13 protein-coding genes are annotated in these 14,261 nt (G+C 60.6%); all 13 read right to left on the bottom strand.

From position 1 onward, the window contains the following. Positions 1-61: 61 nt before the first annotated feature. The 13 genes from nuoF to AB7933_RS21155 all read right to left on the bottom strand — a co-directional run bounded on the left by nuoF (position 62) and on the right by AB7933_RS21155 (position 14,057). On the bottom strand, positions 62-1,417 hold the full coding sequence (nuoF, locus tag AB7933_RS21215; protein WP_024076177.1) for an NADH-quinone oxidoreductase subunit NuoF: 1,356 nt from the start codon (positions 1,415-1,417) through the stop codon (positions 62-64). Further along, entirely contained in the window at positions 1,414-1,911 is a 498-nt protein-coding gene (gene nuoE / locus AB7933_RS21210; RefSeq protein ID WP_003174721.1) for an NADH-quinone oxidoreductase subunit NuoE, read from the bottom strand. Before nuoE ends, nuoF begins: the two co-directional genes overlap by 4 nt. A 2-nt stretch (positions 1,912-1,913) precedes the next feature. Next, a complete protein-coding gene (gene nuoC / locus AB7933_RS21205; protein WP_024076176.1) occupies positions 1,914-3,698 on the bottom strand; it encodes an NADH-quinone oxidoreductase subunit C/D in 1,785 nt (594 codons plus the stop codon). A 72-nt stretch (positions 3,699-3,770) separates the two neighbouring features. Next, entirely contained in the window at positions 3,771-4,445 is a 675-nt protein-coding gene (locus tag AB7933_RS21200) for a NuoB/complex I 20 kDa subunit family protein (RefSeq protein ID WP_003219572.1), read from the bottom strand. 10 nt (positions 4,446-4,455) lie between these two features. Beyond that, complete coding sequence (locus AB7933_RS21195) at positions 4,456-4,869, bottom strand: NADH-quinone oxidoreductase subunit A (protein ID WP_003219575.1); 414 nt, start codon at positions 4,867-4,869, stop codon at positions 4,456-4,458. A 971-nt stretch (positions 4,870-5,840) separates the two neighbouring features. Further along, on the bottom strand, positions 5,841-7,166 hold the full coding sequence (gene aceA / locus AB7933_RS21190; protein WP_024076175.1) for an isocitrate lyase: 1,326 nt from the start codon (positions 7,164-7,166) through the stop codon (positions 5,841-5,843). Positions 7,167-7,660: 494 nt separating this feature from the next. After that, complete coding sequence (locus AB7933_RS21185; protein ID WP_024076174.1) at positions 7,661-8,398, bottom strand: secretin N-terminal domain-containing protein; 738 nt, start codon at positions 8,396-8,398, stop codon at positions 7,661-7,663. 244 nt (positions 8,399-8,642) lie between these two features. Then, positions 8,643-9,065: a GNAT family N-acetyltransferase gene (locus tag AB7933_RS21180; RefSeq protein ID WP_024076173.1), complete on the bottom strand. Its 423-nt coding sequence runs from the start codon at positions 9,063-9,065 to the stop codon at positions 8,643-8,645. Then, positions 9,058-10,227, bottom strand: a complete 1,170-nt coding sequence (locus AB7933_RS21175; RefSeq protein WP_024076172.1) for a cupin domain-containing protein — start codon at positions 10,225-10,227, stop codon at positions 9,058-9,060. Before AB7933_RS21175 ends, AB7933_RS21180 begins: the two co-directional genes overlap by 8 nt. 83 nt (positions 10,228-10,310) lie before the next feature. Next, complete coding sequence (gene purB, locus AB7933_RS21170; protein WP_024076171.1) at positions 10,311-11,681, bottom strand: adenylosuccinate lyase; 1,371 nt, start codon at positions 11,679-11,681, stop codon at positions 10,311-10,313. 125 nt (positions 11,682-11,806) lie between these two features. Beyond that, on the bottom strand, positions 11,807-12,430 hold the full coding sequence (gene hflD / locus AB7933_RS21165) for a high frequency lysogenization protein HflD (RefSeq protein ID WP_024076170.1): 624 nt from the start codon (positions 12,428-12,430) through the stop codon (positions 11,807-11,809). Continuing rightward, a complete protein-coding gene (gene mnmA / locus AB7933_RS21160) occupies positions 12,427-13,551 on the bottom strand; it encodes a tRNA 2-thiouridine(34) synthase MnmA (protein WP_024076169.1) in 1,125 nt (374 codons plus the stop codon). Before mnmA ends, hflD begins: the two co-directional genes overlap by 4 nt. A 59-nt stretch (positions 13,552-13,610) precedes the next feature. Beyond that, complete coding sequence (locus tag AB7933_RS21155) at positions 13,611-14,057, bottom strand: NUDIX hydrolase (RefSeq protein ID WP_024076168.1); 447 nt, start codon at positions 14,055-14,057, stop codon at positions 13,611-13,613. Between the last annotated feature and the right edge of the window lie 204 nt (positions 14,058-14,261).

The raw sequence follows: 14,261 nt of genomic DNA, 5'->3' as shown, positions 1-14,261 counted from the left end.
AGCCATCAAGGCGTCAGCACATGACAAGGCGAAGGGCACGGACCCTTCGCCTGTTTAAGCGTTACGCGCCGACTACGATCGGCCTTGCCAGAGGCGGGACGGCGGCGCTGGTGGGCGCGATGCCGGCTTCGAACTCCGAGCGGAAGTATTTGATTGCGCTGCCCAATGGCTCTACGGCGCCCGGTGCGTGAGCACAGAAGGTCTTGCCTGGGCCGAGGAAACCGACCAGGCCCAGCAGGGTCTCGATGTCACCCTCGCGGCCTTCGCCGTTTTCCAGGGCCATCAGCAGCTTGACGCTCCACGGCAAACCGTCGCGGCATGGGGTGCAGAAACCGCAGGATTCACGGGCAAAGAACTGCTCCATGTTGCGCAGCAGCGAGACCATGTTCACGGTGTTGTCGACTGCCATCGCCAGGCCGGTCCCCATCCGGGTGCCGACCTTGCCGATGCCGCCGGCATACATTTGTGCGTCGAGGTGCTCAGGAAGCAGGAAACCGGTACCGGCGCCGCCTGGTTGCCAGGCTTTCAAGGTGTAGCCGTCGCGCATGCCGCCGGCGTAGTCCTCGAACAGCTCGCGCGCGGTCACGCCGAACGGCAGTTCCCACAGGCCAGGGTTCTTGACCTTGCCGGAGAAGCCCATGAGCTTGGTGCCCATGTCTTCACTGCCTTCGCGAGCCAACGATTTGTACCAGTCCACGCCGTCGGCGATGATCGCCGGCACGTTGCACAGGGTCTCGACGTTGTTCACGCAGGTCGGCTTGCCCCACACGCCCACGGCGGCAGGGAAGGGCGGCTTGGAGCGTGGGTTGGCGCGGCGGCCTTCGAGGGAGTTGATCAGTGCGGTTTCTTCACCGCAGATGTAACGCCCGGCGCCGGTGTGCACGAACAGTTCGAAGTCAAAACCCGAACCAAGGATGTTCTTGCCCAGCAGGCCAGCGGCCTTGGCTTCTTCCACGGCACGGTTGAGGTGCTTGGCGGCGGTGGTGTATTCGCCGCGCAGGAAGATATAGCCACGGTAGGTTTTCAGCGCGCGGGCGCTGATCAGCATGCCTTCGATCAGCAGATGGGGCAGTTGCTCCATCAGCATGCGGTCTTTCCAGGTGTTGGGCTCCATTTCATCCGCGTTGCACAGCAGGTAGCGGATGTTGATGGATTCGTCTTTGGGCATCAGGCCCCACTTCACGCCGGTGGGGAAGCCTGCACCGCCGCGACCCTTGAGGCCGGCGTCTTTCACCGTCTGGACGATGTCGTCCTGGCTCATGTCGGCGAAGGCTTTGCGCGCAGCGGCGTAACCGTTCTTGGCCTGGTACTCGTCGAGCCATACCGGCTCGCCGTCGTCACGCAGGCGCCAGGTCAGCGGGTGGGTTTCGGCCGAACGCTTGATCAGGTTGGCCGGGCCGAAGGAAGTCAGGGTCATGGGTAGCCCTCGAGCAATTGGGTCACGCCAGCAGGCTGCACGTCACCGAATGTGTCGTCGTCGATCATCAACGCCGGCGCCTTGTCGCAGTTGCCCAGGCAGCACACCGGCAGCAGCGTGAAGCGGCCGTCCGGGGTGGTCTGGCCGAGGCCGATGCCCAGTTTGTTCTGGATCTCGCTGACCACCGACTCGTGGCCACCGATGTAGCAGACCATGCTGTCGCACACGCGAATGATGTGGCGGCCAACCGGCTGGCGGAAGATCTGGCTGTAGAACGTGGCCACGCCTTCAACGTCGCTGGCAGGAATGCCAAGGATCTCGCCGATGGCGTAGAGGGCGCCGTCCGGCACCCAACCACGTTCCTTCTGGACGATCTTCAAGGCTTCGATCGACGCCGCGCGCGGGTCTTCGTAGTGATGCAGCTCGTGCTCGATGGCCGAGCGCTCGGTTTCACTCAAGGTGAAACGGTCTGTCTGGATAAGCGTGCTGTTCATGCTTAGCGGTCCACGTCGGCCATAACGAAATCGATACTACCCAGGTACGCAATCAAGTCCGCGACCATCTCGCCTTTGATCACCGAAGGGATCTGCTGCAAGTGGGCGAAGCTTGGGGTGCGAATCCGGGTGCGGTAGCTCATGGTGCCGCCATCGCTCGTCAGGTAATAACTGTTGATACCCTTGGTCGCTTCGATCATCTGGAAGGATTCGTTGGCCGGCATTACCGGGCCCCACGAAACTTGCAGGAAGTGCGTGATCAGGGTTTCGATGTGCTGCAGGGTGCGCTCTTTCGGCGGCGGCGTGGTCAGCGGGTGATCCGCCTTGTAGGGACCTGCCGGCATGTTGCGCATGCACTGCTCGATGATCTTCAGGCTCTGGCGCATTTCTTCGACGCGCACGATGCAACGGTCGTAGGCATCGCCGTTGGCCGCCAGCGGTACTTCGAACTCGAAGTTCTCGTAGCCGGAGTACGGGCGTGCTTTACGCAGGTCGAAATCGCAGCCGGTGGAACGCAGGCCGGCACCGGTGACGCCCCATTCCAGGGCCTCTTTGGTGTTGTAGGCGGCGACGCCGATGGTGCGGCCCTTGAGGATGCTGTTGTCCAGCGCGGCTTTCTGGTACTCGTCCAGGCGCTTGGGCATCCAGTCGATGAATTCCTTGACCAGGCGTTCCCAGCCGTTCGGCAGGTCGTGGGCCACGCCGCCGATGCGGTACCAGGCCGGGTGCAGGCGGAAACCGGTGATGGCTTCGATGACCTTGTAGGCGCGCTGACGGTCGGTGAAGGTGAAGAACACCGGGGTCATGGCGCCGACGTCCTGGATATAGGTACCCAGGAACAGCAGGTGGCTGGTGATCCGGAAGAACTCGGCCATCATGATGCGGATGGTGTCGACGCGGTCCGGTACCTTGATGCCGGCCAGCTTCTCGACCGAGAGCACGTACGGCAGGTTGTTCATCACGCCGCCGAGGTAGTCGATACGGTCAGTGTACGGGATGAAGCTGTGCCAGGACTGACGCTCGGCCATCTTCTCGGCGCCACGGTGGTGGTAGCCGATGTCGGGCACGCAGTCGACGATCTCTTCGCCGTCCAGTTGCAGGATGATACGGAAGGCACCGTGGGCCGAAGGGTGGTTCGGACCCAGGTTGAGGAACATGTAGTCCTCGTTGGCGCCGGAACGCTTCATGCCCCAGTCTTCCGGACGGAAGCGTGCAGCCTCCTCTTCCAGCTGTTGCTTGGCGAGGTTGAGGCTGAACGGGTCGAATTCGGTGGCGCGGGCAGGGAAGTCCTTGCGCAGCGGGTGACCTTCCCAGGTCGGCGGCATCATGATGCGCGTCAGGTGCGGGTGGCCGGGGAAGTCGATGCCGAACATGTCCCAGACTTCACGCTCGTACCAGCTGGCGTTCGGCCAGATACCGGTCACGGTGGGAATGCTCAGGTCGCTCTCGGACAGGGCGACCTTGATCATCACGTCGCTGTTACGTTCGATCGACAGCAGGTGATAGAACACGGTGAAATCGGCGCCGCTCGGCAGCCCCTGGCGCTTGGTGCGCAGACGCTCGTCCACGCCATGCAGGTCATAGAGCATGACGTACGGCTTGGGCAGGTTGCGCAGGAAGGTCAGGACTTCGACGAGCTTGGCACGTGCCACCCACAGCACCGGCATGCCGGTGCGTGTGGCCTGGGCGGTGAAGGCATCAGGGCCGAAACGGTTATTGAGTTCGACGACCACATCCTGGTCGTCTGCCTTGTAAGGCGGGATGTACAGAGCACTGCCTGTAGTCATGGTTTTTTATCGCTTTCGGTCAACGTAAAGAATGAAGCCAGGTTTTCGTTCTATAAAAGAATCGGTTCTGGATCAGACTTCGTCGGGGCTGCGCAGGTTGGTGACCTGAATACGCTGTTCGCGGCGCTGTTCCTTTTGTGACGGCATCTCGGCGCGGTAAACGCCTTGATCTCCGACAACCCAGGAAAGTGGGCGACGCTCCTTGCCAATCGATTCCTGCAACAGCATCAAGCCTTGCAGGAATGCTTCAGGGCGGGGCGGGCAGCCAGGCACGTAGACGTCCACGGGCAGGAACTTGTCCACCCCCTGAACCACGGAGTAGATGTCGTACATGCCACCGGAGTTGGCGCACGAACCCATGGAGATAACCCACTTTGGCTCGAGCATTTGCTCGTAGAGACGCTGAATGATCGGCGCCATCTTGATAAAGCAGGTTCCGGCGATAACCATGAAATCCGCCTGGCGCGGTGATGCCCGGATGACTTCGGCGCCGAAGCGTGCGATGTCGTGGGGCGCCGTGAAGGCGGTGGTCATTTCCACGTAGCAGCAGGACAGACCGAAGTTGTACGGCCACAGGGAGTTCTTACGTCCCCAGTTGACCGCGCCACTCAGCACGTCTTCCAGCTTGCCCATGTAGATGTTTTTGTGGACTTGGTCTTCTAACGGGTCGGAAACGGTTTCCCGTTCGCCGATGGGGTACTGCTCGTTAGGAGCATCCGGGTCGATCCTGGTGAGATTGTATTGCATCGCCAAAGCCTCATTGTTTCAGCTTCGCTTGCCGCTTGCGACGAGCTTCCGGAGCCCAGTCAAGGGCGCCCACTCGAAATAGGTAGACAAGGCCTGCCAACAGAATTGCTATGAAAACGAGGGCTTCGACGAATCCGGTCCAGCCGCTTTCGCGGACGGACACAGACCAGGCAAAGAGAAAGAGGGCTTCGATATCGAAGATCACGAAGAGCATCGCGACCAGATAGAATTTGGCTGAGAGCCGCAAGCGGGCGCCACCTGTGGGTAGCATGCCGGACTCGAACGGTTCGTTTTTGCTGCGGCCCCAGGCTTTTGACCCGAGGAGGCTGGAGACGCCAAGCATGAAGGCACAAAGGCCGACAACACCGAGGAGGAAAATGGCAAAGCCCCAGTTGTGGGCCATGAGTCCTGTCGCTTCGGTCATGCTGGAAATCCTTAACAGAGAGCAAAGGTCTCTGAGCTCGAAAAAGTAACGATGCAGTGACGATATGTCGCAGCGCAATCAATCGCGTTGATTTTATGGCTAAACACCGGGCAAGTAAAATTCCTATAGCGAAATTATTCGCGGGAATAAGCACATAGTGCACCTCCTTGGGGCTGCAGCCCTTGCATAGTGGGCATTAGCGGGCATTTGATCAAATGTGTTTTGTTTAACCTGTAACGAAGCTTTCTTGTTCTAAATGATAATGAATATTGTTTGGGTGGGTTTTAAGCAGGTGCTGATGGTGTAGCGGGGGAAGTTGCCGTTACTTGGTTGATTTCCGCTAGTTGCCGGAGCGGATCTTTTAACCGATTTATTTGCAGCGAATACCGCGCTGGATCAATGTTTTGTAAAAAATATTCAGGTTGCATGCGTTCCCGGGGTGTGGGGGGGGCTTGTCAGTTAAGAGATAGAACGAGCAAACAGTCACCTGTGGCGAGCGGGCTTGCCCTAATGCCGTTCAGTTAAGGCTTTTTTGTAGGAGCGAGCTTGCTCGCGAAGAACTCACAGGCGCCGCGTTCACTCAGGAAACACGCGTTATCGTTGACGTTTTTCGCGAGCAAGCTCGCTCCTACAGAAGGCGATGTACGCTTAACTGAACGGCATTAGGGCTTGCCCCGCATTGGGCTGCGAAGCGGCCCCAAAACCAGGCACCGCGGTGTGTCAGTTGAAAACACATCGCCTGTAATGGGGCTGCTTCGCAGCCCAGCGCGGGGCAAGCCCGCTCGCCACAGTTAGGGTGCTCCTTCTGGACTGACAGGCATCAGGGCAGGCCCTCCTCCCACATTTGGGGGCTCATTGACCTGGGGCGGATCGCTCAGGCAAAAAAACGCCCCGAACCAGTCGGGGCGTCAGATCGTGCGGCACTGCGGTTAGCTCTTTATCGGGTCCGCGATGGCCGTGTGCTCATGCACTCAGTGGAACTGTTCTTCTTCGGTCGAGCCGGTCAGTGCGGTCACGGACGAGGTGCCGCCCTGGATCACGGTGGTCATGTCGTCGAAGTAGCCGGTACCCACTTCCTGCTGGTGAGCCACAAAGGTGTAGCCCTTGGCGGCGTCAGCGAACTCTTGCTCTTGCAGCTTCACGTAGGCGGTCATGTCGTTGCGGGCGTAGTCGTGCGCCAGGTTGAACATGCTGTGCCACATGTTGTGAATGCCGGCCAGGGTGATGAACTGGTGCTTGTAGCCCATGGCGGACAGTTCGCGCTGGAACTTGGCGATGGTCGCGTCGTCCAGGTTTTTCTTCCAGTTGAAGGAAGGCGAGCAGTTGTAGGACAGCAGTTGGTCCGGGTATTCCTTTTTGATCGCTTCAGCAAAGCGACGGGCTTCAGCCAGGTCCGGCTTGGCGGTTTCGCACCAGATCAGGTCGGCGTACGGCGCGTAGGCCAGGCCACGGGCGATCGCCTGGTCAAGACCGGCGCGTACTTTGTAGAAACCTTCCTGGGTGCGTTCGCCAGTGACGAACGGTTGGTCGTACGGGTCGCAGTCCGATGTCAGCAGGTCGGCGGCGTTGGCGTCGGTACGGGCCAGGATGATGGTCGGTGTACCGGCAACGTCAGCCGCCAGGCGGGCAGCGGTCAGCTTCTGTACGGCTTCCTGGGTCGGCACCAGTACCTTGCCGCCCATGTGGCCGCATTTTTTCACCGAGGCCAGTTGGTCTTCGAAGTGCACGCCGGCGGCGCCCGCCTCGATCATGCTCTTCATCAGCTCGTAGGCGTTCAGTACGCCGCCGAAACCGGCTTCGGCGTCAGCCACGATCGGTGCGAAGTAGTCGATGTAGCCTTCGTCGCCCGGACCTTTACCGGCTTTCCACTGGATCTGGTCGGCACGGCGGAACGAGTTGTTGATACGCTTGACCACGGTCGGTACGGAGTCCACCGGGTACAGCGATTGGTCGGGGTACATGGATTCAGCGGAGTTGTTGTCCGCTGCCACTTGCCAGCCGGACAGGTAGATCGCCTGGATACCGGCTTTCACCTGTTGGACTGCCTGGCCGCCAGTGAGGGCGCCCATGCAGTTGACGAAATCTTTGTCGGGACGGAAGGAAGGCTTGGCGCCCTGGGTCACCAGGTTCCACAGCTTCTCGGCGCCGAGTTTTGCAAAGGTGTGCTCAGGTTGAACCGAGCCACGCAGGCGGACGACGTCAGCAGCGGAATAAGCGCGGGTTACGCCTTTCCAGCGTGGGTTTTCAGCCCAGTCTTTTTCAAGGGCTGCAATTTGCTGTTCGCGTGTCAGTGCCATGGGGGAAAACCTCGTCGCATAGGTCTAGGTGGAAAATTCCATTTGCCAGCCACGTAGTGAATGCGTGGTTGTGGCTGCTCGCTGACCAGAAGCTTGGGTGTTCAAGTCAAGTTCGGCGGGGATGGCGACGGGATGAACGATGGCTCAAGGGGGGAGTTGAGCAGGTAAGGGCGAACTGCGAACGGTCTTCGGGCATCGTGGGCCTTTGTACGATCCATCAGTGTGTAGCCGGGTTACCTGGTTAGCTTCCGTCCCTCGGGACAACTTCGTTCCAGTCGCAACCTCGTCAAACACACCTTGTGGGCGGTACAGACACGAATCGGCTCGGGTGGGTAGCTTGGAGCGTCGATCCGAAGGCCCTTGCCAGGGCCCCTGATTAGCGGGAGCGAGGCCATCATGCACAGGCTTTTTTGGATCGTCAAATGTTTTGTAGTGCTTTTTTTATAGCACTACATCTTTAGTCTAATACGACTCGTCAGTCAGTTTTTGGTGCTTCAGTTCAGGGTGTCGACCTTAACCCGCAAAGTCAGGTCGTCACGGCCCTGAGTAGAGTAGCTGCGGGTTGTGGAGGATTTATCGGCCTGGGTCTCACGGTTGATGCCGGCCAGGGGGATCCATTCGCCCAGCCGGCCGCTGACGGTTGTGTCGGTACTTTGCACGTTCACTACATCGGCACGTTCCTGGCTCATGCGGTCACGGTTGGTACTGATCGCCAGGTGCACGGTGTCGCCGGTGACGCTGGCGGTGACGTAGAAGCCCTGAGTGACGTTGCGGTACTGGGTCTGGTTCTGCGGGCGGCCGTAGGCATCGGGCTGCGTGGTGGTCAGGGGGACGCTCTGGCCGACCTGGATCAACGCGGGTACGCCTTCGCTGGCCTGGATCTGCTGGATGCCGCCCTCGCGGCTGGCGGTGCCGTAGCTGATGATGCGCGTCTGGCTGTCGCCGCTGTTCTGCTGGTTGTTTTCATTGGTATCGACGGTGATCAGCAGGCGTTTGGCCGGCGTGTCCAGTTGGGCGAGCAGGGCGCGCAGGTCCTGGATCTTGCCGGGGGCGGCATTCACGATCAGTTGGTTGCCGTAGGCGCTGACGGTACCGTCCTTGCCGATGAAGTTCTGCCCCACGGGCAGCAGGTCGGCGCTGGTACGGTTGTTCAGGTTGACGACTTCGGTGTCGGCCAATGCCGTGCAACTGGCGGTCAGGAGGAGAGCGGTGAGCAGGGTGCGAAGGGACATGTCCGTTATCTCTGCGAGTCATTTAGGCTTGATAGTGCCAGTTTGTCGGCCTGGCAGGTCGCAAGTTTAGTGAGGATCAAGCCTGCTGTAGTGGGTAAGTCTGTCGTGGCGAGCGGGCTTGCCCCGCGTTGGGCTGCGTAGCAGCCCCAATAAAAAACGCCGCGTTCCTTCAGAAAGAGCGCGGCGTCTGGTTTTTGGGGCTGCTACGCAGCCCAGCGCGGGGCAAGCCCGCTCGCCACGGGGATCAGCCCCCGCGCACCATGTCGACATGCGGAATCCCGACTTCCAGGAATTCCTCGCTGGTGATCTTGAAGCCCAGTCGCTCATAGAACGGTGCCGCATAGACCTGCGCGCTAAGGAACTGTTTGGTCTGGCCGCGTTTCTCGGCCTCGCCAATCACGGCTTCCATCAGCTTGTCGCCGACCTTCAGCCCGCGCCAGTCCTTGAGGACCGACACGCGACCGATCTCGCCGCTGGGCAGCAGGCGAGCGGTGCCAATCGGGAAGTCGCCCTCGTATGCGAGGAAATGCACTGCATCTGCGTCGTCTGCGTCCCACTCCAGTTCTGGTGGGACCGATTGTTCGGCGATAAATACCGCTTCACGAATGCGCCGAATCTCGGCGATATCCTTTTGCCAGTCCGCGACACTTACGTGAATTTTATTCATCGGCAAACCCCAGGCTTCCTTGTTTGACCAGTTCGCACAACAGGTCGCGGCCATCTTCGTCCGCCAGCCATGGGCTGAGGTTCTCGATGTGCAGCGCGTCGGCGGCGCAGATCAGCTTCAGCAGCTCGCGCAGTTTGCCCGGCAGGTAGCGACTCTGGCCGCTGGCGAACAGTAGCAGGTCGTCGTCCACTTCCGACCAGGCCAGGCGCGCGCTCGGGTTGCGAATCAGCACGGCGCCGTCTTCCAGGCTGCTCACCACGTCTTCTTCCGACAGGTCTTCCGGTCCGGTAACCAGTTCCGGGTAGCGCGGCTCGGTCATGAACTGGCCAAACCAGGTCAGTAGCATGCGCTCGTCGCTCATGTGCTCGGCCAGCAGGCTCTTGAGACGGTCGAGGGCGTCGCTCTGGATCTGGTGCGGGTCGCCGGCTGGTTGGGCGTCGGCGTCGGTGTAGCGCTCTTCGTCGGTCAGGTACTGGCTGAGGAAGTCGGTGAAGTGGGTCAGCACTTCAGCGGCGCTCGGTGCACGGAAACCTACCGAGTAGGTCATGCAGTCATCTTCAGCGATACCGAAGTGTGCCAGGCGTGGCGGCAGATAGAGCATGTCGCCCGGTTCCAGTACCCATTCGGCGCTTTCTTCGAATTCGGCGAGGATGCGCAGGTCGGCGTGTTGCAGCAGCGGGCTTTCGGAGCTGCACATTTGGCCGATCTTCCAGTTGCGCTTGCCCTGGGCTTGCAGCAGGAACACATCGTAGTTGTCGAAGTGTGGACCCACGCTGCCGCCCGGCGCAGCGAAACTGATCATCACGTCGTCGATGCGCCAGCTCGGCAGGAAGCGGAACTGCTCCAGCAGATCGGCCACTTCCGGCACGAACTGGTCGACCGCTTGTACCAGCAGGGTCCACTCGCGCTCAGGCAGGGTGCTGAAGGTGTCTTCGGCGAATGGACCGCGACGTAGCTCCCATGGGCGTTCGCCATGCTCGATCACCAGGCGCGACTCGACTTCCTCTTCCAAGGCGAGGCCGGCCAGTTCGTCGGCGTCGATCGGGCTTTCGAAGTCAGGGATGGCCTGGCGGATCAGCAGGGGTTTTTTCTGCCAGTAGTCGCGCAGGAACTCCCGTGCCGTGATGCCGCCCAGAAGTTGAAGAGGGATATCAGGATTCATGTGTAACCTATTGAAAAAAAGCACTTTTCAGACTGGAATAAAAACGCCCGGCGCGGCCGGGCGTCTCAGGGGTCTTGCGGTAATCAGATGCGTTTGGCTTGGGCCACGGCGTTGCCGATGTAGTTGGCCGGGGTGAGCAGTTTCAGCTCGGCCTTGGCAGCGGCTGGCATGTCCAGGCCGTCGATGAAAGTTTGCAGCGCTTCAGGGCTGATGCCCTTGCCACGCGTCAACTCTTTGAGCTTCTCGTACGGGTTTTCGATGTTATAGCGGCGCATCACGGTCTGGATCGGCTCGGCCAGCACTTCCCAGCAAGCGTCCAGGTCAGCGGCGATCTTCTGCTCGTTGAGCTCAAGCTTGCTGATGCCTTTGAGGCTGGCTTCGTACGCGATCACGCTGTGGGCAAAGCCGACGCCGAGGTTGCGCAGTACGGTGGAGTCGGTCAGGTCGCGCTGCCAGCGGGAGATCGGCAACTTGCTGGCCAGGTGCTGGAACAGGGCGTTGGCGATGCCGAGGTTGCCTTCGGAGTTTTCGAAGTCGATCGGGTTGACCTTGTGCGGCATGGTCGACGAACCGATTTCGCCGGCAATAGTGCGCTGCTTGAAGTAGCCCAGGGAGATGTAGCCCCAGATATCGCGATCGAAGTCGATCAGGATGGTGTTGAAGCGTGCAATGGCGTCGAACAGCTCGGCGATGTAGTCGTGCGGTTCGATCTGCGTCGTGTACGGGTTGAAGCCCAGGCCCAGCTCGTCTTCGATGAAGGCGCGGGCATTGGCTTCCCAGTCGATCTCGGGGTAGGCCGACAGGTGCGCGTTGTAGTTGCCGACAGCGCCGTTGATCTTGCCCAGTAATGGCACGGCGGCGACCTGTGCGATCTGACGCTCCAGGCGGTACACCACGTTGGCCAGTTCTTTGCCCAGGGTGGTCGGCGACGCCGGCTGGCCGTGGGTGCGCGATAGCATCGGCACGGCGGCGAAACGGATCGCCAGTTCGCGGATAGCTTCGGCGGTCTGGCGCATCAGCGGCAGCATGACGTCATCACGGCCTTCGCGCAGCATCAGGGCATGGGACAGGTTGTTGATGTCCTCGCTGGTGCAGGCAAAGTGGATGAACTCGCTGACCTGGGCCAGTTCCGGCAGCTTGGCCGCCTGTTCCTTGAGCAGGTACTCGATGGCTTTTACGTCGTGGTTGGTGGTGCGCTCGATCTCTTTGACACGCTCAGCGTGTTCCAGGGAGAAGTTTTCCGCCAGGGTGTTGAGCACGGCGTTGGCTTCGGCGGAGAACGCCGGCACTTCGCTGATGGCAGGGTGAGCGGCCAGGCGCTGGAGCCAGCGCACTTCAACCAGTACACGAGCACGGATCAGGCCGTATTCGCTGAAAATAGGGCGCAGGGCCTGGGTTTTGCCGGCGTAGCGGCCGTCAACAGGGGAAACCGCAGTGAGCGAAGAGAGCTGCATGGGGTGTTCTCGGACAGTCGGGCAACGAAATGGGGCGCGTATCATACATGAAAAAATCCGCCGGTCCGTTGCCAACTGACCGGCGTATTACGCGTAACGGCTTGAAAAGGGCCCGTTGATACGACTTATTCGTTGCGCATCAACGGGTAAAGCTCTTTGAGCAATTTGCGACGGCTGATGACCAGCTGCCAACGATGACCGCCCAACTGGCGCCACAACCGCGCCGAACGAATACCGGCCAGGAGCAGCGCGCGGATTTTCGAGGCGTTGTTCGGTTGTTGCAGGTTGCGCATGTCGCCGTGGACCTGGATCCGCTGGCGCAAGGTGCTCAAGGTGTCCTGGTACAGCGCACCCACGGCGGCGATCACGTTTTCGTGGGCTGGGCCGAAGTGTTCCACCTGGGATTGAATCTGCGGCAGGCGTTTGCCAATGGTCTCGAGCAGGTCGTCGCGCTTGGCCAGTTGGCGCTCGAGACCGAGCATCGACAAGGCATAGCGCAGCGGCTCACGTTGCAAGGTGCTCGGGTCACGCTCGAGTGCGCCGATCAGCGCGCGGTAACCTTCGCGCAGGGCCAGGTCGTCGCCGCCGTAGACTTCCAGGGTGTCCTTGGGGTCGCGGATCAGCAGGCTGCCGAGCATGCAGGTCAGGCCCGCTTCGGTGACCTGGCCGGTCTTGGCGATCTTGTCCACCAGCACCGCGGCGAGGAATACACCGCCGAGTGCCGTCAGTTGCTCCTGGGTTGGGCTCATGCCGGGGTGCTCCAGGGTTCGGCGATTTCGATCACGCCGCCCCCCAGGCAAATCTCCCCGTCGTAGAACACTACGGACTGGCCAGGTGTGACCGCGCGTTGCGGGTCATCGAAGGTGGCACGGTAACCGCTGGCGGTTTTTTCCAGGGTGCAGGGTTGATCGCTCTGGCGATAGCGCACCTTGGCGGTCAGGCGACGCGGGGTGCTCAGGTCGATCGGGTTGACCCAATAGATCTCCGACGCCAGCAGGGCGCGGGAGAACAGCAGCGGGTGTTCATTGCCCTGTCCAACAACCAGTACGTTGTGCTCCAGGTCCTTGATCAGTACGTACCAGGGTTCTTCACCGGCGTCTTTCAAGCCGCCGATGCCCAGGCCCTGGCGCTGCCCGATGGTGTGGTACATCAGGCCGTGGTGGCGGCCGATGACCTCGCCGTCGGTGGTCTTGATCTCGCCCGGTTGTGCCGGCAGGTACTGCTTGAGGAAGTCACTGAAGCGGCGCTCGCCAATAAAGCAGATCCCGGTGGAGTCCTTCTTCTTGGCCGTGGCCAGGCCGTGTTGCTCGGCGATCCGGCGCACTTCGGGTTTCTCCAGCTCGCCGACCGGGAATAGGGTCTTGGCGATCTGTTCGCCGCCGACGGCGTGCAGGAAGTAGCTCTGGTCCTTGTTCGGGTCCAGGCCCTTGAGCAGTTCGGTGCGGCCATCGATGTCGCGACGGCGCACATAGTGGCCAGTTGCAATCAGGTCGGCGCCGAGCATCATGGCGTAGTCGAGGAACGCCTTGAACTTGATCTCGCGGTTACACAGGATGTCCGGGTTCGGCGTACGACCGGCCTTGTATTCGGCCAGGAAGTGCTCGAACACATTGTCCCAGTACTCGGCGGCGAAGTTGGCGGTGTGCAGCTTTATACCGATTTTGTCGCACACGGCCTGGGCATCCGCCAGGTCGTCCATGGCGGTGCAATATTCCGTTCCATCGTCTTCTTCCCAGTTCTTCATGAACAGGCCTTCCACCTCATAGCCCTGCTCCATGAGCAGAACGGCGGAAACGGAAGAATCCACGCCGCCGGACATACCGACGATGACGCGCTTCTTTTGTGTGTCAGAAGGGGCTGGATCACGCATAGGATTTCAACGGGTGTCTTTAAAAAGGACGCGATTCTAGCAGGCTCGCGCCTGCAAGGCTAAAGAGAAGGGCGGATCAATTCGAGACTGTGGCGCTGACCGGCCAGATAATCGTCGATACAGCGGATGATCAGCTCGCTGCGCCAGTCGTCGCGCAAGGCTATCAGCTCGTCGCGCGTCAGCCAGCGGGCGCGCACGATGCCCTCGTCGAGTTGATAGTCCGGGTAGTGTTTCAGCGCCTTGGCGGTAAAGCAGACCCGCTGGTAGGTCACGCCATTGCTGGGGGCGGTGTACAGGTAGATACCGACGACGCCGGTGGCTTCCACGTCCCAGCCGGTTTCTTCGAGGGTTTCGCGCACGGCGGCTTCGGTCAGGGTTTCATGCGGGTCGAGGTGGCCGGCGGGCTGGTTGAGCACGGCACGCCCGTTCTTGAGTTCTTCGACCATCAGGAAGCGGCCGTTGTCTTCGACGATGGTGGCGACGGTGATGTGGGGTTGCCAGGTCATGGGATGCCTCGATTCAGTTGTACGGCTCGGCCTATCGGCAGGATTGCAGTCAATGTGGGAGGGGGCTTGCCCCCGATAGCGGTGGATCAGCTATAAGTAGCCTGGTCGGTATGTGCCATCGGGGGCAAGCCCCCTCCCACAACTTGATTGGGTTTCTTCAGCAAAAAGCACATAAACAAAAACCCCGGCACAGGGCCGGGGCTT

This window comes from Pseudomonas gorinensis, assembly GCF_042015035.1.
GTDB classification, from domain to species: domain Bacteria; phylum Pseudomonadota; class Gammaproteobacteria; order Pseudomonadales; family Pseudomonadaceae; genus Aquipseudomonas; species Aquipseudomonas gorinensis.
Note: the sequence above shows the minus strand (reverse complement) of the source record. Positions and strands in the feature narration are given on the sequence as shown.

What these genes read in the sequence shown, in the direction of transcription:
- hflD (WP_024076170.1), bottom strand. Translation starts at nt 12,430, where the DNA reads ATGAGCCCAACCCAGGAGCAACTGACGGCACTCGGCGGTGTATTCCTC.
- purB (WP_024076171.1), bottom strand. Translation starts at nt 11,681, where the DNA reads ATGCAGCTCTCTTCGCTCACTGCGGTTTCCCCTGTTGACGGCCGCTAC.
- AB7933_RS21180 (WP_024076173.1), bottom strand. Translation starts at nt 9,065, where the DNA reads ATGAATAAAATTCACGTAAGTGTCGCGGACTGGCAAAAGGATATCGCC.
- nuoC (WP_024076176.1), bottom strand. Translation starts at nt 3,698, where the DNA reads ATGACTACAGGCAGTGCTCTGTACATCCCGCCTTACAAGGCAGACGAC.
- nuoF (WP_024076177.1), bottom strand. Translation starts at nt 1,417, where the DNA reads ATGACCCTGACTTCCTTCGGCCCGGCCAACCTGATCAAGCGTTCGGCC.
- AB7933_RS21200 (WP_003219572.1), bottom strand. Translation starts at nt 4,445, where the DNA reads ATGCAATACAATCTCACCAGGATCGACCCGGATGCTCCTAACGAGCAG.
- AB7933_RS21155 (WP_024076168.1), bottom strand. Translation starts at nt 14,057, where the DNA reads ATGACCTGGCAACCCCACATCACCGTCGCCACCATCGTCGAAGACAAC.
- AB7933_RS21185 (WP_024076174.1), bottom strand. Translation starts at nt 8,398, where the DNA reads ATGTCCCTTCGCACCCTGCTCACCGCTCTCCTCCTGACCGCCAGTTGC.
- nuoE (WP_003174721.1), bottom strand. Translation starts at nt 1,911, where the DNA reads ATGAACAGCACGCTTATCCAGACAGACCGTTTCACCTTGAGTGAAACC.
- mnmA (WP_024076169.1), bottom strand. Translation starts at nt 13,551, where the DNA reads ATGCGTGATCCAGCCCCTTCTGACACACAAAAGAAGCGCGTCATCGTC.
- AB7933_RS21175 (WP_024076172.1), bottom strand. Translation starts at nt 10,227, where the DNA reads ATGAATCCTGATATCCCTCTTCAACTTCTGGGCGGCATCACGGCACGG.
- aceA (WP_024076175.1), bottom strand. Translation starts at nt 7,166, where the DNA reads ATGGCACTGACACGCGAACAGCAAATTGCAGCCCTTGAAAAAGACTGG.
- AB7933_RS21195 (WP_003219575.1), bottom strand. Translation starts at nt 4,869, where the DNA reads ATGACCGAAGCGACAGGACTCATGGCCCACAACTGGGGCTTTGCCATT.